General features: G+C 68.1%; 16 protein-coding genes and 1 pseudogene. 6 read left to right on the top strand and 11 right to left on the bottom strand.

The features are described 5' to 3' along the window. A complete protein-coding gene (locus ACOI2T_RS15445) occupies window positions 1-891 on the bottom strand; it encodes a phosphate/phosphite/phosphonate ABC transporter substrate-binding protein (protein ID WP_409501853.1) in 891 nt (296 codons plus the stop codon). Window positions 892-1,076: 185 nt separating this feature from the next. Between ACOI2T_RS15445 and ACOI2T_RS15440 the strand changes: the two genes are divergently transcribed. Continuing rightward, entirely contained in the window at window positions 1,077-2,855 is a 1,779-nt protein-coding gene (locus ACOI2T_RS15440; RefSeq protein WP_409501852.1) for an ABC-F family ATP-binding cassette domain-containing protein, read from the top strand. Between the two features lie 498 nt (window positions 2,856-3,353). Here ACOI2T_RS15440 and ACOI2T_RS15435 read toward each other — a convergent pair. From ACOI2T_RS15435 to ACOI2T_RS15390, 10 genes and pseudogenes are all read right to left on the bottom strand, one after another. Next, window positions 3,354-3,719, bottom strand: a pseudogene (locus ACOI2T_RS15435) (alpha/beta hydrolase); the annotation flags it as partial. A gap of 22 nt (window positions 3,720-3,741) precedes the next feature. Continuing rightward, window positions 3,742-5,169, bottom strand: a complete 1,428-nt coding sequence (argH, locus tag ACOI2T_RS15430) for an argininosuccinate lyase (RefSeq protein WP_409501851.1) — start codon at window positions 5,167-5,169, stop codon at window positions 3,742-3,744. A 106-nt stretch (window positions 5,170-5,275) separates the two neighbouring features. Further along, complete coding sequence (locus ACOI2T_RS15425) at window positions 5,276-6,490, bottom strand: argininosuccinate synthase (RefSeq protein ID WP_409501850.1); 1,215 nt, start codon at window positions 6,488-6,490, stop codon at window positions 5,276-5,278. A gap of 17 nt (window positions 6,491-6,507) precedes the next feature. Next, complete coding sequence (locus ACOI2T_RS15420) at window positions 6,508-6,990, bottom strand: arginine repressor (RefSeq protein WP_067852683.1); 483 nt, start codon at window positions 6,988-6,990, stop codon at window positions 6,508-6,510. Window positions 6,991-7,009: 19 nt separating this feature from the next. Beyond that, window positions 7,010-7,933 (bottom strand): ornithine carbamoyltransferase, encoded by a 924-nt coding sequence (gene argF / locus ACOI2T_RS15415; protein WP_409501849.1) that lies wholly within the window; start codon window positions 7,931-7,933, stop codon window positions 7,010-7,012. Beyond that, window positions 7,930-9,102: an acetylornithine transaminase gene (locus ACOI2T_RS15410; RefSeq protein WP_409501848.1), complete on the bottom strand. Its 1,173-nt coding sequence runs from the start codon at window positions 9,100-9,102 to the stop codon at window positions 7,930-7,932. Before ACOI2T_RS15410 ends, argF begins: the two co-directional genes overlap by 4 nt. Next, window positions 9,099-9,977: an acetylglutamate kinase gene (gene argB, locus ACOI2T_RS15405; RefSeq protein WP_409501847.1), complete on the bottom strand. Its 879-nt coding sequence runs from the start codon at window positions 9,975-9,977 to the stop codon at window positions 9,099-9,101. The genes ACOI2T_RS15410 and argB overlap by 4 nt, the downstream gene beginning before the upstream one ends. Beyond that, entirely contained in the window at window positions 9,974-11,203 is a 1,230-nt protein-coding gene (gene argJ, locus ACOI2T_RS15400; protein WP_085149825.1) for a bifunctional glutamate N-acetyltransferase/amino-acid acetyltransferase ArgJ, read from the bottom strand. The genes argB and argJ overlap by 4 nt, the downstream gene beginning before the upstream one ends. Continuing rightward, on the bottom strand, window positions 11,200-12,249 hold the full coding sequence (argC, locus tag ACOI2T_RS15395) for an N-acetyl-gamma-glutamyl-phosphate reductase (protein ID WP_409501846.1): 1,050 nt from the start codon (window positions 12,247-12,249) through the stop codon (window positions 11,200-11,202). Before argC ends, argJ begins: the two co-directional genes overlap by 4 nt. Window positions 12,250-12,292: 43 nt before the next feature. Further along, entirely contained in the window at window positions 12,293-13,144 is an 852-nt protein-coding gene (locus ACOI2T_RS15390; protein WP_409501845.1) for an IclR family transcriptional regulator, read from the bottom strand. Between the two features lie 144 nt (window positions 13,145-13,288). Here ACOI2T_RS15390 and ACOI2T_RS15385 point away from each other — a divergent pair, with 144 nt between their 5' ends. Genes ACOI2T_RS15385 through ACOI2T_RS15365 form a run of 5 tightly spaced genes read left to right on the top strand, consistent with a single transcriptional unit; the run spans window position 13,289 to window position 17,332 of the window. Further along, the gene (locus ACOI2T_RS15385; protein ID WP_409501844.1) at window positions 13,289-14,512 is read left to right on the top strand and encodes a CaiB/BaiF CoA transferase family protein; all 1,224 of its coding nucleotides are present in this window, start codon (window positions 13,289-13,291) and stop codon (window positions 14,510-14,512) included. Then, window positions 14,509-15,303, top strand: a complete 795-nt coding sequence (locus tag ACOI2T_RS15380; protein ID WP_409501843.1) for an enoyl-CoA hydratase-related protein — start codon at window positions 14,509-14,511, stop codon at window positions 15,301-15,303. The genes ACOI2T_RS15385 and ACOI2T_RS15380 overlap by 4 nt, the downstream gene beginning before the upstream one ends. After that, entirely contained in the window at window positions 15,300-15,752 is a 453-nt protein-coding gene (locus ACOI2T_RS15375) for a PaaI family thioesterase (RefSeq protein ID WP_409501842.1), read from the top strand. Before ACOI2T_RS15380 ends, ACOI2T_RS15375 begins: the two co-directional genes overlap by 4 nt. Window positions 15,753-15,764: 12 nt before the next feature. Further along, on the top strand, window positions 15,765-16,766 hold the full coding sequence (locus tag ACOI2T_RS15370; protein ID WP_409501841.1) for a tripartite tricarboxylate transporter substrate binding protein: 1,002 nt from the start codon (window positions 15,765-15,767) through the stop codon (window positions 16,764-16,766). Continuing rightward, on the top strand, window positions 16,763-17,332 hold the full coding sequence (locus tag ACOI2T_RS15365; RefSeq protein ID WP_409501840.1) for a tripartite tricarboxylate transporter TctB family protein: 570 nt from the start codon (window positions 16,763-16,765) through the stop codon (window positions 17,330-17,332). Before ACOI2T_RS15370 ends, ACOI2T_RS15365 begins: the two co-directional genes overlap by 4 nt. The last annotated feature ends 5 nt before the right edge of the window (window positions 17,333-17,337 follow it).

The following is a 17,337-nucleotide window of genomic DNA, read 5'->3' as shown; positions in this document are numbered from 1 at the left end:
TCAGTCGCCCAGGAATTCGGAGAAGTCGTCGACGCCGACCGCGCGGTACATCGACCGCACCTCGTCGTAATCGGCATCGGTGACCGAAACCAGTTTGGCGTTCTCGTACTTGGCGTTGTCCTTGCCTTCGAGCATCGCGGGCAGCAGGGTGTCGAAGTGCTCGTTGAAGGTGTCGCGAATCGTCGTGACCGTCTGTTCGTCCAGGCCTTCGCGGCCCATCAGGAGATCCGGCGGCAATGTGGGGCCCTCGGCGAGCATCCGATACTGCGCCGGGTCGTCGGTGCCCATGAATTCCTCGTAGTCGTGATAGCCGATGCCGACGGCGGCGACGTCACCGCGTTTGAGGGACTCGTGCACGGCGTCGCCCACGGTGAGCACCTCGAGTTCGGAGGTCGGTTCGATTCCCGCGTCGACGAGCATCTGCGACGGTCCGAGGTGACCGCTCGTCGAGCCGACGTCGGACATGGCGACCTTCTTTCCGCGCAGCTGCCCGAGTTCGGTGATCCCGCTGTCGGCCTTGGTGTAGATGCACGAGTGGTAGCCGTCGCGTTCGATCGCGACGATCGGCTGGGCGCCGGTGCGTTCGTGGATCACGACGTATTCGGCGGGCCCGGTGAACACGACGTCGACACGGTCGGCCTCCAACGCGGCCGCGGCGGCCGTCCGGTCGGTGACGGCGAAGAACTCGAGGTTCAGCCCGGACTGCTTCTCGAACTCCTTCTCGAAGGCGCCGAACTCACGTTGGAGTTCCTCAAGGCCCTGAAGATCGGTCACCGCCATCCGGACGGTCCCGGGCTGTGCCGAGTCCGACGACGGACTGCTACAGCCGACCGTCAGCGCTGCCGCCGACAACAGCGCCACCGCACCTGTGACCATCTTGCGTGCAGACATCGGGCTTCCCATCTCTTCGCGTCGCCATTTGGTGTCTACATGTCTAGATAAGCATTGCGAACTGCAAGTAAACGGCGACCGACGCCTTCCGCAACCTCTCGTGGCGGGCGTGCCGCGCGCCGGCCCCGGCGCGCGGGCGGCCTGTTCGCGGTCTGCTCGTGGCCTGACGATAGGGTCGGCTGGCGATGGCACACCTGCTCGGGGGCGAAGCCCTGCATCTTGAGTACCCCACAGGGGTGGTTTTCGATTCGGTGACCGTCGGCGTCAGCGAAGGCGACCGGATCGGCATCGTCGGACGCAACGGTGACGGCAAGTCGACGCTGCTCGGTCTGCTGACCGGCCGCATCGCCCCGCACTCGGGCCGCGTCACGCGCCGTGGCGGTTTGCGCGTCGGCTCGCTCGACCAGACCGACACCCTCGATTCGGACAAGACCGTGGGCTGGTCGCTCATGGGCGATCGGGCCGAACACGAATGGGCAGGCGACCCTCGGGTGCGCGACGTCATCGGCGGGCTCGTGGCCGACATCCCGTTCGACACCCGCGTCGGGACGCTGTCGGGCGGTCAGCGGCGCCGTGTGCAACTGGCCGCGCTGTTGATCGACGACTGGGACGTGGTCGCGCTCGACGAACCCACCAACCACCTTGACATTCAAGGCATCACCTGGCTGGCCGAGCACCTCAAGCAGCGCTGGGCGCGCGGCGCGGGCGGACTGTTGCTGATCACCCACGATCGGTGGTTCCTCGACGAAGTGGCCACGGCGACGTGGGAGGTGCACGACCGGATCGTCGAGCCGTTCGAGGGCGGTTACGCCGCCTACGTACTGCAGCGCGTGGAGCGTGACCGTCAGGCCGCCGCCGCGGAAGCCAAGCGGCAGAACCTGATGCGCAAGGAACTGGCCTGGCTGCGCCGGGGACCGCCGGCCAGAACCTCCAAACCCAAGTTCCGCATCGATGCGGCCAACGCGCTCATCTCGGATGTGCCGCCTCTGCGCAACACCGTCGAGCTGTCCCGGGCTGCGATGGCCCGGCTCGGTAAGGACGTCATCGACCTGCTGGATGCCTCGGTCGCCTATGACGGCCGAGAAGTGCTGCGCGACATCGAATGGCGAATCGCCCCTGGCGAGCGCACCGGCATCCTCGGCGCCAACGGGACAGGCAAATCGACCCTGCTCGGTTTGATCTCCGGGACGGTGACACCGACGTCGGGCCGGGTCAAACGCGGCAAGACGGTGCGGCTGGCGATCCTCGATCAGCAGTCGCGCGAGCTTGAAGCCGTCGCGGGCGACATGGTGCGTGAAGTCGTGGGGCGGTTGCAGACCAGCTACCAGATCGATGGCAAAGAGCTCACCCCGGCGCAGCTGCTGGAGCGGTTGGGCTTTGCGCGCGAACAACTGTCGGCGCGGGTTGGCGAACTGTCCGGCGGTCAGCGGCGCCGGCTGCAGCTCATGCTCGTGTTGTTGTCCGAGCCCAACGTGCTGGTGCTCGACGAGCCGACCAACGACGTGGACACCGATATGCTCACCGCGACCGAGGATCTGCTCGATTCCTGGCCGGGAACTCTGATCGTGGTGTCGCATGACCGGTATCTTCTCGAGCGCATCACCGACCAGCAGTACGCCATCCTCGACGGCCGCCTTCGCCACCTCCCCGGCGGGGTCGACGAATACCTGCGGCTGTCGGCGCAGCGTCCTGACGCGCCGTCGGCACGGCCGGAAACAACTCCCGCACAAGGGTTGTCCGGAGCCGAGCTGCGCAGCATCGAGAAAGAGATCGCCTCGATCGACCGGTCACTGGCCAAGCTCTCCGACCGGATCACCGCCAAGCACGATGAGCTCGCCGCACACGACCAGTCCGACCACATGGGCCTCGGCCGGCTCACCGGGGAACTGCGCGAACTCGAGAAGCAGGTGGCCGAGTTCGAGGCTCGCTGGCTGGAGCTGTCGGAGCAGCTGGAACAGCCCTAGACCACGCGCCGCAGGAAGGCCAGCTGATCGGCGACAACCCGGTCCCGGACGTCGCGGGTGTAGAAGTCGAAGTGCGCGACGGGGTATTCGAGCAGCTCGCCGCGCGGCGCCGCCGCGGCGAGCACGCCTGCCATCTCGGGCGTCGTCTCGGCGTCCTCGGTTCCGATGCACCAACAACGGGCACGCCACCCGCGTCGCGAAATCTCCAGGGCGGTAACGCATCATCTCGATCAGCCCGCGGGGCGCCACCTCGTTGCGCCAAGTCGGACTCGTCATGCCGGCGATGGCGCGCTGGGCCCCGGCGCCGGTCATCACCGCGAGCTCGCCCGGCCCCCCGACCGCCCGAATGTAGTGCGGCGGCAGGCCCAACCTGCCGCGCAGCCAATCACCGGCCATGACCCCGAGCAGTTTCAACGTCGACAGCGTCGAGCGGCCCTCGACCTTCTTGGGAAACCCGTTGAACGGAATCTGGGCGATCACCGCCGCGACGGCGGGATCGCGGGCCGCCGACGTGACCACGTGCCCGCCGCCGAGCGAGGTTCCCCATAGCACGACGCGGTTGCGGTCGACATGGTCGAGGCCGCGCGCGCAGGTGACCGCGGCCGCGATATCGGCCAGTTGACCTTCGATGCCGACGACTTGGCGGGGCTGCCCACCGCTTTCGCCGAAATTGCGGTAGTCGAACGTCATGGCGTGAAATCCCGCCGCCGCGAATGCCTCGGCGGTTGCCACGACCGACGGGGTGTCCTGAGTTCCACCGAACCCGGTACACAGCACGACGCATGGACCCGTTCGATCGCCGGCACGTCGCAGGTATCCGACGCAGTCGGATCCTCCGGATTGGAACACCACCCGTTCGGCCATGCCTGCCACTGTACGTACGGGCCTATCGGCGCAGCCGGATCCGCAACTCCGCCATCGACTCCCGGACCACCCCGAGCTGTTTGGCGACCTGGATCGGCGCAGTCCCACCGCGCGCGTTGCGAGCGTTCACCGACCCCTCGACGGTGAGCACCTCGCGAACCTGCGGGGTGAGCGCGACGTTGATCGAGGCGAACTCGTCGTCGGTGAGTTCGTCGAGCCCCACCCCGCGTCCCTCGGCCGTCTGCACCGCGGCGCCCGCGGCCTCGTGCGCGACCCGGAACGGAACACCTTGGCGGACAAGCCATTCGGCGATATCGGTGGCCAGGGTGTAACCCGCGGGCGCCAGCTCGGCCATGCGGGCCTCGTCGAACGTCAACGTGGCGACCAAGCCCGCCATCGCCGGCAGCAACAGTTCGAGTTGCGCAACCGAATCGAAGACCGGCTCCTTGTCCTCTTGCAGATCGCGGTTGTAGGCCAACGGCTGCGCCTTGAGCGTGGCCAGCAGACCGGTCAGGTTGCCGATCAGTCGCCCGGACTTGCCGCGCGCGAGCTCGGCGATGTCGGGGTTCTTCTTCTGCGGCATGATCGAGCTGCCCGTCGACCACGAGTCGTGCAGGGTGACGTAGCCGAATTCGGTTGTGCTCCAGAGGATGATGTCCTCGGCGAGCCGCGACAGGTCAACCCCGATCTGCGCGAAGATGAACGCCGCCTCCGCGGCGAAATCCCGCGCCGCGGTGGCGTCGACGGAGTTGTCGGCCGCCGCGGTGAACCCGAGGTCGTCGGCGATGGCGTCGGGGTCGAGCCCGAGCGACGAGCCGGCGAGCGCACCCGAGCCGTACGGTGACACGGCGGTGCGGTCGTCGAAGTCGGCGATGCGGTCGACGTCGCGCAGCAGCGGATGCGCGTGCGCGAGCAGATGATGGGCGAGCAGGATGGGCTGAGCCGCCTGCAGATGCGTCTTGCCGGGCATGATCGCGGTCGGATGCGCGGCGGCCTGGACGGCGAGGGCGTTGACCACCTCGAGCACTCCGTCGGCGACGCGGCGCACCGCGTCGCGCAACCACATCCGAAACAGCGTGGCCACCTGATCGTTGCGCGACCGCCCGGCCCGCAGCCGGCCGCCGAGATCCGGCCCGACGCGGTCAATCAGGCCGCGCTCGAGTGCGCCGTGCACGTCCTCGTCGCTGACGAGCGGCTCGAAGCTGCCGTCGGCGACGTCTGAACCCAGGCTGTCGAGGCCGGCGAGCAGGCCGTCGCGCTGTTCATCGGTGAGCAGCCCGGCCCGGTACAGCACGCGCGCGTGTGCCTTGGACGCCGTGATGTCATAGGGCGCCAGGACCCAGTCGAAATGCGTCGATTTGCTCAGCGCCGCAAGGGCATCCGACGGCCCGTCGGCGAACCGGCCGCCCCACAGCGAACCCTCGTTGGTGGTTCCGTCGTTGGTGCTCATCTCATCCAGCTTCCTGCCGCGCGAGCGACCGTGTGGGTACGTCAAAATGCGGCGTGTCGCCGTACAAACACGGTCGCTCGCGGTGCGAAGTTCTCGCGGTGCGAAGTTACAGGCCCAGGTCGCGCTTGGCGGAGATCTTGGAGCTCAACCCGTGCACGTGCACGAAGCCCTTGGCCGAGGACTGGTCGAAGCTGTCGCCCTCGTCGTAGGTGGCGAGGTTGAAGTCGTAGAGGGACTCCGCGCTGCGGCGGCCGTTCACCGCGATGTGGCCGCCGTGCAGCACGAGCCGGATCTCGCCGGTCACGTGTTCCTGCGTGTGCTCGACGAAGGACTCCAGCGCGCGCTTGAGCGGCGAGTACCACAAGCCGTCATAGACCAGCTCGCCCCACTTCTGGTCGGTAGTGCGCTTGAACCGGCCGAGCTCACGCTCCAGCGTGACGTGCTCGAGTTCGGTGTGGGCGGTGATGAGCACCATCGCGCCAGGCGCCTCGTAGATCTCGCGGCTCTTGATGCCCACGAGCCGGTCCTCGACCACGTCGAGCCGTCCGACACCCTGGGCGCCGGCGCGCCGGTTGAGCTCCTCGATGGCCTGCAGCACCGTCACGGGCCGACCGTCGATCGACACCGGAACACCCTTCTCGAACCCGACGATGACCTCGTCGGGCGAGCTCCAGTTGACGGTCGGGTCCTCGGTGTAGTCGTAGACGTCCTTGGTCGGGGCGTTCCACAGATGCTCCAGGAAGCCGGTCTCGACCGCACGGCCCCACACGTTCTGGTCGATCGAGAACGGCGAGCGCTTGGTGACGTTGATCGGGATCGCATTCTCCTCGGCGAACGCGATGGCCTTCTCCCGGGTCCAGGCATAGTCCCGAACCGGGGCCAGCACCTCCAGATCGGGGGCCAGCGAGGCGAAGCCGACCTCGAACCGCACCTGGTCGTTGCCCTTGCCGGTGCAGCCGTGGGCGACGATGCCGCCGCCGTGCTCGCGGGCCGCCTTGACCAGATGCTTGACGATCAGCGGGCGGCTGATCGCCGACACCAGCGGATAGCGGTCCATGTAGAGGGCGTTGGACTTGATGGTCGGCAGGCAGTACTCGTCGGCGAACTCATCACGCGCGTCGACGACGACGGCTTCGACGGCCCCGCAGTCGAGCGCGCGCTGCCGGACCACTTCCATGTCCTCGCCGCCCTGGCCCAGATCGATGGCGACGGCGACGACCTCGCGGCCGGTCTCCTTGCCGATCCAGCTGATCGCCACCGAGGTGTCCAGACCTCCGGAGTACGCCAGGATGACGCGTTCGGACCCCGACGTTTGTGGCATGAGCAATCTCCTTCGGTTCAGCTCTGATTCAGGTTCTCGATGGTGCTGGCGAGCTCGGCACCGGTCATCGGCTCCCGCGCCACCACCAGGATGGTGTCGTCGCCGGCGATGGTGCCGACGACATACGGCAGGGCAGCACGGTCGATGGCGCTGGCCAGGTAGTGCGCGGCCCCGGGCGGGGTGCGCAGCACGGCAAGGTTAGCGCTGGCATCGGTGGACACCAGCAAGTCCCCCAGCAACCGGGCGACCCGTTCGGTGCCGCCCGACACCCCGCGCACCGGGCTGCCGTCCTCTGGCACCACGTACACGCCGACCCCGCCGTCGGCGCCGCGCAGCTTCACCGCGCCGAGCTCCTCCAGATCGCGCGACAGGGTGGCCTGCGTGACCTCGATGCCTTCCTCGGCGAGCATGGTGGCCAGCTCGCTCTGGCTGCGCACCGAGTGCGACGACAGCAGCGTGACGATGCGGGCCTGCCTGCCGGCCCGGGTCGCCGCCGTCATGTCCCTACCACTGGCCTGGTCACCGGTTCTCCAGCAACCACACCAGCAGCGCCTTCTGCGCGTGCAGGCGGTTCTCGGCCTCGTCGAACACCGCACTCTGCGGTCCGTCGATCACGTCGTCGGTGATCTCGTGGCCGCGGTGGGCCGGAAGGCAGTGCAGCACAACGGCTGCCGGGTCGGCGAGCTTGAGCAGCTCGGAGTTGACCTGGAACGGCCGGAACGGGCGCACCCGATCCAGTCCGTCGTTCTCCTGCCCCATCGAGGTCCAGGTGTCGGTCACGAGTACGTCGGCACCGTCGGCCGCGGCGTTCGGGTCGGCGGTGAGCGTGACCGATGCCCCGGTCTCGGCGGCGCGCCGCTGGGCGGCGTCGACGAACTGCGGGTCGGGCTCGAAGCCGGCCGGGGCGGCGATCGTGACATGGATGCCCGCGGTGACGCCGCCCAGCATGAGCGAGTGCGCCATGTTGTTGGCGCCGTCACCGAAGTAGGTCATGCGCAGACCGGTCAGCTTGCCTTTGCGTTCGGCGAGCGTCTGCAGATCGGCCAGCACCTGGCACGGGTGGAACTCGTCGGACAGTGCGTTGACGATCGGGACGGTCGACCCGGACGCCATGGCCGTCAACCGCTCCTGTGCGAACGTCCGCCACACGATGGCGTCGACGTAGCGCGACAGCACCGCACCGGTGTCCTCGAGCGTCTCCTCCCGGCCCAGCTGGGTGCTGCGCCCGTCGACGACGACCGCGTGGCCGCCGAGCTGGGCGATACCCATCTCGAACGAGAACCGCGTGCGCGTCGAGTTCTTCTCGAAGATGACCGCGACGCCGCGCGGACCCTCCAGCGGGCGCCGCGAGAACGGCGCCTTCTTGAGTTCGGCGGCCAACGCCAGCACGTCGGCCTGTTCGTCGGGCGACAGATCGTCGTCACGCAGGAAATGCCTGATCATGAAACCTCCACGGCGGTGTCGAGCACGGCGGGCAGTGCGGTGAGGAACGACTCGATCTGGCCGTCGGTGATCACCAGCGGTGGCGCGAGCCGAACGACGTCGGGCGCGGCCGCGTTCACGAGGAACCCGGCGTCGCGGGCCACGCTCTCTACGGCCTTGGCCGACGGCGCGGTCAGCACGATGCCCTGCAGCAGGCCTTTGCCCCGGACCTGGCCGACCAGCGGATGGTCGAGCTCCTCGATGCCATGGCTCAACGTCTTGCCGAGCACCCCGGCGCGCGCGATCAGATCCTCATCGGCCAGCGCTTTGAGCACGCCGAGCGCCGCCGCGGTGCACACCGGGTTGCCGCCGAACGTGCTGCCGTGCAGGCCAGCGGTGAGCAGATCACCCGCGGGGCCGACGGCCAGGCACGCGCCGATCGGCAGGCCGCCGCCAAGGCCCTTCGCGAGGGTCACGATGTCCGGGGTGATGCCGTCGTGCTGATGGGCGTAGAAGGAGCCGGTGCGGCCGACACCGGTCTGCACCTCGTCGAGCACCAGCAGCGCGCCGTGTTCTGCGGTGATCTCGCGGGCCGCGACGAGGTAGCCGGCCGGCGGGACCACCACGCCGCCCTCGCCCATGATCGGCTCGAGGAACACCGCCGCGGTGTCCGAGTCGACTGCGGCCCGCAGTGCCGCCACGTCGCCGTACGGCACATGGGTGACGTTGCCGGGCAGCGGTTCGAACGGGGCCTGCTTGGTGGGCTGGCCGGTCAGCGCGAGCGATCCCATCGTGCGACCGTGGAATGCGCCTTGGGCCGCAACGATGTTCGTCTTGCCGGTGAGCCGGGTGATCTTGAAGGCGACCTCGTTGGCCTCGGTGCCCGAGTTGCAGAAGAACACCCGGGCCGCGGTTCCGAGATACCCGACGAGCGCTTCCGCGAGCGCGATACCCGGTTCGGTGGCGTACAGGTTCGAGGTGTGCCCGAGCGTGTTGAGCTGAGCGGTGACGGCCTCGATGACCGCCGGATGCCGGTGCCCCAGCAGGTTGACCGCGATACCGCCGAGCAGATCGAGGTAATCCTTGCCGTCCGCGTCGGTCACCACGGCGCCCTGACCGCTGACCAGCGCCAGCGGCGGAGTGCCGTAATTGTTCATCATCACCGCTTCCCAGCGGTCCTGCAGTGTCATTTCACCACCTTCGTCCCGGTCCCCTCGTCGGTGAAAAGCTCGACCAGCACGCAGTGTTCGACGCGGCCGTCGATGACATGCGCGCTCGGCACCCCGCCCGTCACGGCCCGCAGGCAGGCCTCGATCTTGGGCACCATGCCGGATTCCAGTGACGGCAGCAGCTGCGTCAGGGCGCCCGTGTCGATCTCGCTGACGAGCGAAGTGCGGTCGGGCCAATTGGTGTACAGACCTTCGACATCGGTGAGCATGACCAGCTTCTCGGCGCCAAGCGCCTCGGCCAGCGCGGCCGCCGCGGTGTCGGCGTTGATGTTGTACACCACGCCGTCGGCATCGGGCGCGATGGTCGACACGACCGGGATGCGGCCTGCCGCAATGAGATCCAACAGCGACCCGGCGTTGACGTGCTCGACGTCGCCGACCAGGCCGATGTCGGTGGCCACGCCGTCGACCGTCACACTGCGCCGCACCGCGGTGAACAGGTGGGCGTCCTCACCGGTGACGCCGACCGCGTACGGGCCGTGCGCGTTGATGAGCCCCACCAGTTCCCGGCCGACCTGGCCGAACAACACCATCCGGGCGACATCGAGCACCTCTGGTGTGGTGACCCGGAAGCCGCCTTTGAAATCGCCTGGGATACCGAGCTTCTTGAGCATCGCGCTGATCTGCGGGCCACCGCCGTGCACCACCACGGGGTGAATGCCGCAGTTGCGCAGGAACACCATGTCGGCCGCGAACGCCGCCTTGAGCGTGTCGTCGGTCATGGCGTTGCCGCCGTACTTGACGACGACGATCTTGCCGTGCAGTTGCTTGAGCCACGGCAGCGCCGCGGCGAGCACGTGAGCCTTGACCCCGCGCTCGATGGCCGGTGTGCTCATGAGCTGTACGCCGAATTCTCTTCGACGTAGCCGTGGGACAGATCAGTGGTGCGGATCGAGGCTCGACCCGAACCCGACGCGAGGTCGACGACGACGGCGATGTCCTCGCCCGACAGGTCCACGTCCCGCGCTCCGGGTGCTCCGGTGCCGTCGACGCACACCGGGAAACCGTTGAAGGACACGCTGATCCGCTCCGGGTCTAGCGTCACCGGGGCGATGCCGACCGCGGCCAGCACCCGCCCCCAGTTCGGGTCGGACCCGAACAGCGCGGTCTTGACCAGGCTGTCGCGCGCGATCGTGCGGGCCGCGACCAGTGCCTCGTCCTCGGAGGCCGCGCCGGTGACGGTGACCGTGACGCGCTTGGTGACACCTTCGGCGTCGGCCTGCAACTGAGCGCACAGGTCGTCGCACACCCGCAGCACCGCCGCGTCGAGATCGTCTTGGCTCGGCGCGATCTCGCTCGCGCCGGACGCCAGCAGCAACACGGTGTCGTTGGTCGAACAACTGCCGTCGACGTCGAGCCGGTCGAAGGTGAGTGCGGTGGCGCGGCGCAGCGCGGTGTCGAGGGCGTCCGGGCTCGCGACGGCGTCGGTCGTGAGCACGCACAACATGGTGGCCAGCGACGGAGCGAGCATGCCCGCGCCCTTGGCCATGCCACCCATCGTCCAGTTCTCGCCCGATGCCACGGAATGGTGCAGCGCAACCTGTTTCGGCACGGTGTCGGTGGTCATGATGGCGCGCGCGGCGTCGTCACCGCCGCTGAGCCCGCCCGCGAGCTCGTGCACGATCTCGGTGACCCCGGCCAGCACCTTGTCCATCGGCAGCCGATCACCGATCAGGCCCGTCGAGCACACCGCGACCTCGACCGCGCCGGTCTCGGTGCCCCAGTCGCTCAGGGCGGCGGCCACGGCCTCGGCGGTCGCATGCGTGTCCTGGAACCCGAGCGGGCCGGTGCAGGCGTTGGCACCACCGGAGTTCAGGATGACGGCGCGCAACCTGCCGGTGGTCAGCACCTGCTTGGTCCACAACACCGGCGCGGCCTTGACCTTGTTGCGCGTGAGCACACCCGCCGCGGCGTAGTCGGGCCCCTCGTTGAACACGAGCGCGAGGTCCGGCGCACCGGAAGCCTTGATACCGGCGGCGATGCCCGCGGCACGGAATCCGGCCGGTGCCGTGACGCCCTGCGTGCGGATCAGCTTGGTGTCCGACGTCGCCTGCGAGCTCACGGTGCCACCCCCACGATCGACAATCCCTCGGTCTCCGGCCAGCCCAGCGCAAGGTTCATCGACTGCACCGCGGCGCCACCGGTGCCCTTCACCAGATTGTCGATCGCGGCGATCGCGACGAGTGTCTGCGCGTCTTCATCTACGGCCACTGCCAGCTGCGCGGCGTTGCTGCCGATCACCGAACCGGTCTTCGGCAGCTGCCCCTCGGGCAGCAGATATATGAACGGCTCTGCGTCATAAGCCTTTTCGTAGGCCGCCCGGATCTCCGATGTGGTGGCCGACGTCCGCGCCGTGCAGGTGGCCAGGATCCCCCGGGATGCCGGGATGAGCACCGGGGTGAACGACACGGTCACCTTCTTGCCCGTGACGGCCTGCAGGCCCTGCGCGATCTCGGGCGTATGCCGATGCTTGCCGCCGACGTTGTAGGCACGCGCGGAGCCGATGACCTCCGAACCGAGCAGGTCGACCTTGGCCGATCTGCCTGCGCCCGACGTGCCGCTGACGGCCACCACGGTGACCGCGGGCTCGACGAGGTCGGCGGCGACGGCGGGCAGCATGGCCAGCAGTGCGGCGGTCGGATAGCAACCCGGCACGGCGACCCGCTTCGTGCCGCGCAACCGCTCCCGCGCACCGGGTAGTTCGGGCAGCCCGTACGGCCAGCTTCCGGCGTGCGCCGAGCCGTAGAACCGCTCCCAATCGGCGGCGTCGGTGAGCCGGAAGTCCGCGCCGCAGTCCACGATGAGGGTGTCCGGACCGAGCTGCTCGGCCAGGGCCGCCGAGTGGCCGTGCGGCAGCGCCAGGAACACCACGTCATGGCCGGCGAGCACCGACACGTCGGTGTTCTCCAGCACGCGCGACGCCAACGGCAGCAGGTGCGGGTGGTGTTCGGCCAGACTGGTACCGGCACTCGAGGCCGCGGTCAGCGCCCCGATGGTCAATCGGCCGTCGGCATATGCGGGGTGACCGAGAAGCAACCGTAGAATCTCGCCACCCGCATAACCGCTGGCACCCGCCACCGCTACAGATGTCATGCAGCGATTCTGCATTGTTATGCATGCGAACGCAAACTCATTAATACGGGCGCGAGCGTCACCCGAGCCGGAGGTCCGGCACGAGCGCGTGCACCCCTTCTGCCGTCGCCCCCAACGCCGTCGACAGCCGCCAGGCCACCTCGCGCACCCGGCAGCCGATCTCGGCCATCCGCTCCGCACTCATCCGCACCGCGGGAACCGACGCGCCGATCGCACCGACCACCTGCTGCGTGTGGTCGAACACCGGCGTGGCGACCGCGCAGATGCCAACGGTGCGTTGCCCGTTCGATTCGGCATAGCCACGGGCCCGGGTTTCGGCGAGCTCACGTTCGATGTCGGCCGGATCGGTCACGGTACTCGGCGTCAGCCGATCGATCGGCTCGGCGAGATGGCGCGCCCGCTCATCGTCCCGCAGCGCACACAGAATCGCCTTGCCCGGCCCGCCGTACGCGAGCCTGATGGGCACGCCGATGTCGGTGTAGGTGCGGCGCAATTCCTGGTGACTCTCGACCTGGGCCGCGACGATGCGGTGTCCGGACTGCAGCAACTCATGCAGGCCGATGGTCTCGTCGAACTCGTCGCGAAGCTCGGTCATGAAGGGCAGGGCGGCCTCGCGCAGCGTGCGCGGCATGGCACCGGAGTTGGCGAGCTGCAGCAGGAATGGGCCGAGCCCGTAGCGCTTGGTTCCGGTCTGCCTGACCAGGTGGTTCTCCTGCATCGCGGCGAGCAGCCGGTGCACCGTGCTGGTCGAGAGGCCGGTCGAGCGCGAGATCTCACTGATACCGAGCTCGGGCCTGCGCCCGTCGAAACACCGCAGGATGGCGACCGCGCGGTCGATCGACTGCACGCCGTTGCGCCGCGATTCGGCGCGGTCGCCGCCCGTCTCCCCACCCGTGGTCACGCCCCTCATCTTCCACTCCTTCCCCGCGCCCCCGGGAGGGGCTCCGGCCTTCGGTCAGTGACTCGCATCGCACATCAGGGTTGACGTGACTTCAGTCACGGCCGTAACCTTTCCGCACAGCGCAAAACATATCCCACAATGCGGGAAGGATCAATGCGACCACTCAGCGGATTCCGAGTCCTCGACCTGACCAGATTTCTGTCGGGTCCCTACTGCACGATGGTTCTGGCCGAACTCGGTGCCGACGTCATCAAGATCGAGCAGCCCGGCACGGGCGACGACTCACGGCGTATGGCACCGAAGGTGAACGGCGAGAGCTACCCGTTCGCAATGCCCAACCGCAGCAAGCGGTCGGTGGCCCTCGACCTCAAGTCCGAACGCGGCCGGGAACTGTTCCTCGAGCTGGCGGCCGGCGCCGATCTCGTCATCGAGAACTTCCGGCCCGGAGTCGCGCGGCGCCTCGGCATCGATTACGACGCCCTTCGCGCGCTGCGCGAGGACATCCTGTACTGCTCGATCAGCGGGTTCGGTCAGACCGGTCCGTACCGGGACCGGCCCGGTTTCGACATCATGGCCCAGGGCATCGGTGGCTTCCTGCGGATGACCGGTCACCCCGACGGCAAGCCGACCAAGGTCGGCATCGCGATCAACGACATCGCCGCGGGCGCCACCGCGATCTATTCGATCCTCGCCGCGGAACTGAACCGGCGGCAGACCGGCTCGGGCCAGTACATCGACATCTCGCTCGTCGACGCCGGGCTCGCGTGGACGGTCTGGGAGTCCGGGGCCTACTTCGGTGACGGCGAGATGCCTGCCCAAACCGGCACCCGGCACCGTCGCTCCGCCCCGTACCAGGCCTACCGGACCGCCGACGGCTACGTCACGATCGGCGCCAACACCGATCGGCTGTGGCTGCGTCTCATCAACGACGTCCTCAAGCGCCCTGACTGGGCCGACGACCGGCGCTTCATCGACCTGCCGGCCCGCATGGCACACCTCGACGAACTGGAAGCCGAGATCGAGGCCATCACCACGACGCTCCCGACGAGCGCCTGGGTCGACCGGCTCGACTCGGCCGGCGTACCGGGCGGACCGGTGCTGACCTACGACGAGACCCTCGACGACCCGCACGTGCAGGCGCGCGGCATGATCGTCGACCTCGAGCATCCGATCATCGGCCCGATGCGGACCATCGCACCGCCGACCCGGTTCTCCGACCTCGAATTCAGCGTGCGCTCCCCCGCGCCGTGGCTGGGACAGCACACTGCATCCGTCCTCGCCGAACTCGGCATCGATCGCGACGAGATCGACCGCCTGTTCTCCGACGGCACTCTCTACGACGCCCACCCAGAACTCCAGGAAGGCCGATCCGCATGAGCGACAAGACCATTCGCGTCGAGCGCGACACCGAGACCCCGAGCATCGCCACCGTCGTACTGAGCAACCCCGACAGCCACAACGCGATCTCGCTCGGCATGTACCAGCGCATCCCGGAGGTCTTCGCCGAACTCGACGCCGATCCCGCGGTCAAGGTCGTGGTCGTGCGCGGTGAGGGCACCCGCAGCTTCGCGTCCGGCGCCGACATCAGCGAGTTCGAGCAGGTGCGCGGCAACAGTGAATCGGCCAAGGCCTACAACGAACAGGTCGCGGCCGCCGAGCACGCTGTCGAAGGCTGCTCCAAACCGACCATCGCGATGGTGCACGGCTACTGCATCGGCGGCGGCTGCGGGCTGGCACTGGCCTGTGACCTCCGCTTCGCCGACGAGCGGTCGCGCTTCGGGATCACGCCGGCCAAGCTCGGTCTCGTCTACAGCCTGGAATCCACCAAGCGCCTCGTCGACGTCGTCGGCCCGTCCCGCGCGAAGTGGATCCTGTTCTCCGGCCAGCACATCTATGCCGATGACTCGCTGCGGCTCGGCCTGATCGACGAACTCGTGCCTGCCGAGGATCTGGAGAAGCACACCTACGAGTTCGCGCGCCTCGTCACCACCCGCGCGCAGTTCAGCGTGCGGTCCTCGAAGCGGATCGTCGAACTCGTACTCGGCGGGCAGAGCACCGACGACGACGTGACCGTCGACATCCGCAATTCGTCGTTCGACACCGACGACTACGCCGAAGGCGTCCGGTCGTTCCTGGAGAAGCGCCCACCGAGGTTCACCTGGTCATGACCACCACCGACCCACTGCGCACCACCGAGGATCCGGTCGCGGCCGCGCGCTACGCGACCGAGGTCGCCGAGCCGAAGTTCGGTCAGTACTTCCTGATTCACTTCCTCGGCCTGTCGATCGACTACCTCGACGACGAGCACGCCTGCACGGTGCACCTGCCGTTCGCCCACCATCTGTGCAACGCAGGCGGCGCCGTGCACGGCGGCGTGCTGTCCACGGTGCTCGACATCTCGATGGGCCATGCGTGCAATCGCTACCTGTCCGCCGGCTCGACCATCGAGATGCAGATGAGGTTCCTGCGCCCGGTCACCTCTGACGTGAGCTGTACCGGGCGGATCGTCCACGGCGGACGCCGCGTCGTCCAGCTCGAATCCCGGATGCACGACGACGCCGGACGACTTGTCGCGACCGCCAACGGCTCCTGGTTCCGCCACCCCACCACTCAATGAGGAGAAACAACCATGCGACTGAAGAGCCTGAAGAGTAGGCCCAACATCATCTTCGCCGTGCTGGTCGCTGTCACCGCTCTGGTCCTGTCGGCCTGCAGCGGCGCCGGGGGCGGCGGCGAGTCCGCCGAGGCATATCCGTCCAAGAACCTCGACTGGACAATCGCATTCGGCCCGGGCGGCGGCAACGACCTCATGGCGCGCAAGCTCGTCCAGGTCATTCAGGAGGAGAAGCTCTACCCGGCCGACATCGCCGTCGAGAACCGCGAAGGCGGAAGCGGCGCGACCGGATGGGGTTACCTGCTGAGCAAGCGCGGAAGCGGCTACGACGTCTCGACCACGTCGGGTTCGTTCCTCACCACCCCGCTGCAGGCCAACCCCGGCTGGACCTACAAGGACTTCACCCATGTGGGTCTGCTGGCCACCGACGATGCGCTGCTGCTCGTCGACGGCAAGAGCGACATCAAGACCTTCGAGGACTGGGTCGGATACGCCAAGAACAAGGGCACCGTCGTCGTCGGCGGAATCGGCACGGTGAACGTCGACTTCATCCTGCAGTCGATCATCGCCGAACATGCCGGCTACGACATCGAATACGTGCCCTACAACGAGGAGGGCCAGGTCCAGACGTCGCTGCTGTCCGGTGCGCTCGACGCGATGATCTCCAACCCCGGTTCGATCCTGGGCCAGGTGGAGTCCGGTGACATGCGCCCGCTGCTGTTCACCGGGAAAGAGCGGCTCGCGGCACTGCCCGACGTTCCGACCGGTGAAGAGAAGGGCATGACCGACCTGCCGTCGATGCCGCGCGGCTTGATCCTTCCCCCGGACGCCCCCGACTACGCGCGGGACTGGTGGATCAAGACGATGCAGCAAGTGGTCAAGAGCGAGCAGTGGGGCAAGTTCCTCGCCGACAACCACCTCACGCGCGACGAACGTTGGGGTGCCGACTTCACCACCTATCTCGATCAGACCACGGCTGAATTCGAATCCACGCTGAAAGAGCAGGGCGCCCTATGACCGCGACGACCCCTGCCACCACACAGTTGAACGTGTCAGCATCGGCCGCCTCGACGTCCCGGCGCAAACGAGTGGTCAACTGGCCCAAGCTCGCGTTCCTCGGGGTGCTCCTGATCGGTTTCGCCTTCTACACCGAGATGGCGATGGGCATGGAATGGCGCACCGTGGCCGGCCGCATCGGCCCCGGGTTCTTCCCCCGCATCCTCGGCGGCATCGCGATGGTGATCACCGTGATCGCCCTGGCCCGGGAGTTTTTCGCCAGGCCGAGCGACAAGCCCACCTCGGCGGCGGAGGCCGCCGAGGAGGCCGCCGAACCCGACCTCGGCAGGCACCCGCGTGCGCTCGTGGCGTTCGTCGTCGCCGCGGCGGTGTTCGTCGCGCTGTTCGGGATCCTCGGCGCCGCCGTGTCCGGTGTCCTGTTCCTCGGCGTCACGCTGTGGTTCCTGGACCGCGAACACCACGTGCGCGCGTTGATCATCGCCATCAGCGTCCCGGTCCTGCTGTACCTGGCATTCGAGACCGGGCTGAACGTCGGTCTGCCACAAGGCATCCTGCCGATCGGCTGAGGAGC

Source organism: Mycolicibacterium wolinskyi str. Jessa 2025 (genome assembly GCF_049241375.1).
GTDB classification, from domain to species: domain Bacteria; phylum Actinomycetota; class Actinomycetes; order Mycobacteriales; family Mycobacteriaceae; genus Mycobacterium; species Mycobacterium wolinskyi.
The sequence above is the reverse complement of the archived record's forward strand: the minus strand, read 5'-3'. Positions and strand labels throughout refer to the sequence as shown.

Excerpts from the sequence above, each read along its gene's own strand:
- ACOI2T_RS15445 (WP_409501853.1), bottom strand. The coding sequence starts at position 891 with ATGTCTGCACGCAAGATGGTCACAGGTGCGGTGGCGCTGTTGTCGGCG.
- ACOI2T_RS15440 (WP_409501852.1), top strand. The coding sequence starts at position 1,077 with ATGGCACACCTGCTCGGGGGCGAAGCCCTGCATCTTGAGTACCCCACA.
- argH (WP_409501851.1), bottom strand. The coding sequence starts at position 5,169 with ATGAGCACCAACGACGGAACCACCAACGAGGGTTCGCTGTGGGGCGGC.
- ACOI2T_RS15425 (WP_409501850.1), bottom strand. The coding sequence starts at position 6,490 with ATGCCACAAACGTCGGGGTCCGAACGCGTCATCCTGGCGTACTCCGGA.
- ACOI2T_RS15420 (WP_067852683.1), bottom strand. The coding sequence starts at position 6,990 with ATGACGGCGGCGACCCGGGCCGGCAGGCAGGCCCGCATCGTCACGCTG.
- argF (WP_409501849.1), bottom strand. The coding sequence starts at position 7,933 with ATGATCAGGCATTTCCTGCGTGACGACGATCTGTCGCCCGACGAACAG.
- ACOI2T_RS15410 (WP_409501848.1), bottom strand. The coding sequence starts at position 9,102 with ATGACACTGCAGGACCGCTGGGAAGCGGTGATGATGAACAATTACGGC.
- argB (WP_409501847.1), bottom strand. The coding sequence starts at position 9,977 with ATGAGCACACCGGCCATCGAGCGCGGGGTCAAGGCTCACGTGCTCGCC.
- argC (WP_409501846.1), bottom strand. The coding sequence starts at position 12,249 with ATGCAGAATCGCTGCATGACATCTGTAGCGGTGGCGGGTGCCAGCGGT.
- ACOI2T_RS15390 (WP_409501845.1), bottom strand. The coding sequence starts at position 13,144 with ATGAGGGGCGTGACCACGGGTGGGGAGACGGGCGGCGACCGCGCCGAA.
- ACOI2T_RS15385 (WP_409501844.1), top strand. The coding sequence starts at position 13,289 with ATGCGACCACTCAGCGGATTCCGAGTCCTCGACCTGACCAGATTTCTG.
- ACOI2T_RS15380 (WP_409501843.1), top strand. The coding sequence starts at position 14,509 with ATGAGCGACAAGACCATTCGCGTCGAGCGCGACACCGAGACCCCGAGC.
- ACOI2T_RS15375 (WP_409501842.1), top strand. The coding sequence starts at position 15,300 with ATGACCACCACCGACCCACTGCGCACCACCGAGGATCCGGTCGCGGCC.
- ACOI2T_RS15370 (WP_409501841.1), top strand. The coding sequence starts at position 15,765 with ATGCGACTGAAGAGCCTGAAGAGTAGGCCCAACATCATCTTCGCCGTG.
- ACOI2T_RS15365 (WP_409501840.1), top strand. The coding sequence starts at position 16,763 with ATGACCGCGACGACCCCTGCCACCACACAGTTGAACGTGTCAGCATCG.